This window comes from Nostoc sp. CHAB 5715 (assembly GCF_020829685.1).
In the GTDB taxonomy this organism is placed as follows: Bacteria; Cyanobacteriota; Cyanobacteriia; order Cyanobacteriales; family Nostocaceae; genus Nostoc.
Window position 1 is genome coordinate 1 of sequence record NZ_JAIVFR010000685.1, and the last position, 4,236, is coordinate 4,236.

A 4,236-nucleotide genomic window follows, 5' to 3' on the forward strand; every position below is an offset into this window, starting at 1 on the left:
CTCTACTTTTAACTTATTTTTCTTGAATTTAATTCGCGCTGTCAGAAAAGGTAGAGCCGAGAAAGTTGGGGAGGAAGGACAGCCATTTTTAGAAGACCAAGTGATTGGCAGATGGCTAGAAAATACAGCTTATGACTGCGAAAATAATCTGACTCAACGGCTCGAAAATATCAAAATTTTCAGTCAATTACTTACATCATCAAAAAGATTTACAGCCTACTTCCAAGCAGAGGAAGAATTTCATCAGCAACAAATTAAATTCAAGAAAAATAAGTTAAAAGTAGAGAGCGACTTTAAAAATCAAGAAAAATTTTACAACGCAACCGTACAAAATCAGAAATAGGTTGAATCCCTAATTGTCGGTCTGGAAAATATACTAAATACTGCACCAAATATAAACTGGGAAGCTCAAGAAGTTACAGATTTTTTGCCACTTCTTAAGCCATACACAGAAGGTAACAGTGTAGTAGAAGAATTTTTAGCAAATGTTCGTCAAACCATCAAATATACTGATAAACTTGGCTTTGTGCGTCCGGCGCTTGGTGCTTTTGGTTTAGCGGTTTGGTTGCGTGAAACTGTAGCAAGAGAAATTTCTAAATTTAAAACTGCTTTGACTTATGCTCAAAATGCAAGTCAAGCTATATCAGAAGTTGCAGCATCAGTACAGATTGTCCAACAAAATTTCGCCTCATTAAATCAGCTACAACCAGATTATCAGAAATATCTTGCCAAACTGCAAAACATACAGCAAACAATCCAGATATGGGAAAACCGCAAACGGGAAATAGATTATATTATCTCAGCAGTTAAGGAATGGAAATCTACAGCACCTTCTCTTCTCTATCAAACTTTGAAAGATTGTCAGCAATCAGCTTTACCGCTCACAGAAAATTTAGTAGACTTGCCGTTAGGTTTGTTGATGTTTGCTAATACATTAAAATTACCAATAGTACCAAAATGTTACAAAATTAACCTGCCAGAATGGGAGTTATTGACAAAGGCGATCGCTTATGAAATAGACGGTAATTTCACTGATAGACGGGGTAAACAGCATAATTTTAGTTATTTTTTACAACAAAATTTTAGTCAGATTCCAATGGTACTATCAAAGAGCGATCGCACCCAATGGCAAGAAACCTATCAACAGTTTAATAATTATCAGCTACTCAACCCCAAACAGCGAAAATTACTAGTTGAAAATACCCAGGTTTTTTTAATTAGAATGCAACGGACTTATGGCACATCATGGGAATGGAATAATATCGACTCTACTCTTACCCGCATTACACAAGAATTGCTAGATACAATCCTTGCAAATGCGCGTCAATGCGTTTTAAAAGTCAAAACAGAAACTGAACAACAGCTTCAGCATCTGCAACGCCAATTAAATGAACTTCAAAAAAATGAAGTTAGCCAACAGCAAATATCTGTTACTCAAGCTGAGGTAGAAAAAGCACAGCAAGACGCTAATTTGCAACTTGGACGAGTTATTAATATTTTACAAGAACTTAATCAACAAAAGATTCCTGCTCAATTACGCATTCTAACTGAAAAATATCTCGCAACACAATCAAATATTTGGGAGCAGCCGCAAGAGTTTTCAAATCAAGTTAATTATTGGGAAAGTTCTATTAGTCAACTTGAAACCTTAATTTCATTATTAGAACCTTTTGCTGTGTTAGAGATGATTAAAAACTCTCTACATGAGCATTTCTCAAAACTACAACAAGAAACTGAAATTTCTCTACAGGAACTTCAAAAGTTACAAATTAGCTTAGGCGAAATAGAACAAAAATTACAACCACAGCCATCAGAAAGTTTAATAGAAGAAAGAAGCTGGTGGTTGACAGAATGGCAAAGAATACCGGAGAAATTTAAACCAGAAAAATTTGCTGCTGACTGGTTTAATATAGAGTTATTACGTAGCATAAATATTAGTTTTGAATCTTGGCAACAGGAACTCGAAAAAGATAAAGCTTATCTCAATAAATATCAAAATTTTGTACAAGATTGGATAGAAAAATTAAGACAGCCAACTGAAGGCGGCCGCGACGATTTAAGGCGCATATATCTAGATAATGCCAACGTCGTCGGTATCACCTGTGTTCAAGCTGCAAATAGAGGTTTTTCTGAAGAATTCAAATCCTTTGATGTTGTCATTATTGATGAAGTTAGTAAGTGTACTCCACCAGAGTTACTAATCCCAGCATTGAAAGGTAAAAAGTTAGTAATGGTAGGCGATCATCGGCAATTACCACCCATGCTTGATACTAGCACTTTAGAAGAAGTTGCTCAAACAATTGGCAACACACGAGATGAACTACAATTTTTAGAAGAATCACTATTTAAAAGTCAGTTTGAATCTGCTGATGAAAGCATCAAACAAATGCTAACTACACAGTATCGAATGCACCCATTTATTATGGGAGCAATCAATCAGTTTTATGATGGTAAACTAGAATCTGGTATTTTGGAGCCAGATACAAAACGCGCACATCATCTAGCAGGCGAAATTATCCAAGAATCTCAGCATCTTATTTGGGTAAAAACGCCTATAGAGAATCAGTTTTTAGAGCAACGAAATGGAACTTCTTACTTCAATAGTCAAGAAATTGATACGATTGAACGTTTGTGTCAGCAGTTCGAGACTACTTGGGCTGATAAAGTTGCTAATGGTGAACCGAAAAAAGAAATTGCTGTAATTACATTTTATGGCGCTCAATTAAGAAAAATTGATGAACGTCTACAATCTGAACTGTTTCCTTCACTAGAAATTCGTACTGGTACAGTAGACAGATTTCAAGGTATGGAACGACCTGTTGTAATTGTAAGTATGGTTCGCAACAATAGCAAAGGAGATGTGGGATTTGCGAAGAAGCCAGAACGGGTAAATGTTGCATTTTCTCGCGCTCAAGAACTCTTGATAATTGTGGGTTGTCATAATTTGTTTACCCATCAATCAGGTAAAGTCGGAAGTATGTATTCCGAAGTATCAAATATTGTAAGTCTTCATGGAGGTTTCGTTGATGTTTCTCGAATCATTTGAAAAGTGGTTTTGTTGTTAATTAAAGGCTTCGGTGATAAACAGCAAATATAAAAGGCTGAGAAAAAGTAATTTTAAGTTCCTAGAAAGAATCCCCAGAGACTTACTCACCGTGAATAGTGCCTTGGCTTTGAATTAAATAGGCTTTAATCTCAATCACTTGTTCGCCAAGGTGATTTAATCTGCGTTCAATCTCGTTAAATCCAGTCACAATACCTTGTGAAATTTGTATTTGATTATTTCGCAGGTGATTGAAATCGCGCTCATCGTTTAGTTTTTGTTAGATTAATTCCGTCTTTACCTGGCTTGCCATCAATGCCGTTTCTACCGGGTTGCCCATCACGCCCAGGTCTTCCATCAAGGGCTGGTCTACCGGGTTGCCCATCACGCCCATCACGCCCATTACGCCCAGGTCTTCCATCAAGGGCTGGTCTACCGGGTTGCCCATCACGCCCAGGTCTTCCATCAAGGGCTGGTCTACCGGGTTGCCCATCACGCCCATCACGCCCAGGTCTTCCAGTTTGTCCTGGAGTGCCAACACGATTTCTGAGAGCGCCAACCAGCATCTGTAGTCCGTTAACTGTTGTCTCTAAACTAAGTTGACCGGATTGAATTTCTTGAATTGCTCCTTTGAGAAACAAAATCGCGTCAACAATGCTTAGTAATCTATCAAGTTTTTCTAGTATTGAGGCAATTCTACCAAGGGCAGTATTAGCAGTAGCAGCAGCACCAGCAGCAGTAGCAGTAGCACTAACCGCCGCGATTGTGGCAGCCAGAGCAGCCAAACCGACAAGAATTGCTTTTAATTCTGCAAGTTCTGCTTTAACCCCTTCTACCATGCCTTGAGCTTTGAGTGCATCTACTCCAGCGCGAAAAGCTTCAGCGTGCGCGGCGCGAGCCATATTACGAGCAACTTGGTCTACTGTGCCTTTTCCGCTGAGTTTTCCAATTTCCGCTCTTAGCGCTGCAATTTCTGCCGCTAAACTGGCACAAGTATCAGCCATTTTTTGCCCTCAATCCATTAGTGATAGCGCGGATACTTGCAGCAATAGACGCACAATCTAAACAGCAGTAACCGGGATATTCGGGAATTGGGCATTTGCAAAATCCTTCAGGGCATTCATCACCACAAGAGACTTTGAAATCCCCACTAGGACACTCGATTTCATCAATAAAATTATTGCCACTACCGC

At 38.7% G+C, this 4,236-nt stretch carries 1 protein-coding gene and 2 pseudogenes; 1 reads left to right on the forward strand and 2 read right to left on the reverse strand.

Features of this window, described 5'->3' with window-relative positions; translation table 11 throughout:
• A pseudogene (locus LC574_RS29005) lies at window positions 1-3,046 on the forward strand (DEAD/DEAH box helicase); the annotation flags it as partial.
• 260 nt (window positions 3,047-3,306) lie between these two features.
• On the opposite strand, the gene LC574_RS29010 reads toward LC574_RS29005, so the two are convergent.
• Window positions 3,307-4,047: a collagen-like protein gene (locus tag LC574_RS29010; protein ID WP_229457092.1), complete on the reverse strand. Its 741-nt coding sequence runs from the start codon at window positions 4,045-4,047 to the stop codon at window positions 3,307-3,309.
• Window positions 4,040-4,236: pseudogene (locus tag LC574_RS29015) on the reverse strand (hypothetical protein); the annotation flags it as partial. The pseudogene LC574_RS29015 and the gene LC574_RS29010, both read right to left, overlap by 8 nt.